General features: G+C 79.8%; 1 pseudogene. It reads left to right on the top strand.

Annotated elements, in window-relative coordinates:
* Window positions 1–258, top strand: a pseudogene (locus tag GT030_RS13755) (D-beta-D-heptose 1-phosphate adenosyltransferase); the annotation flags it as partial.

Raw genomic sequence — 258 nt, 5'->3', positions numbered from 1 at the left:
GGCGCTGGCCGCCTGGCTCGCCGCCGCCGACGGCCGGGACGTCACCCTGGTCACCGCCCTCGGTGACGATCCGTCCAGCGCCGAACTCCGCGCCGCGCTCGGCGACCGGGTCCGCCTGCTGGCGCTGCGGCTGGACGGCACCCTGTCCACCAAGACCCGTGTCCTCGCCGAGGGCAGGCCCCTGTTGCGCCTGGACGACGGCGAGGGCCGCGCCGAGGAGGCCACCGCCGAGGCCCGCCGGGCCGTCGCCGCGGCGGG

Origin of the sequence: Streptomyces sp. SID1328 (genome assembly GCF_009865595.1) — a bacterium.
GTDB classification, from domain to species: domain Bacteria; phylum Actinomycetota; class Actinomycetes; order Streptomycetales; family Streptomycetaceae; genus Streptomyces; species Streptomyces griseoluteus.
Note: the sequence above shows the minus strand (reverse complement) of the source record. Positions and strands in the feature narration are given on the sequence as shown.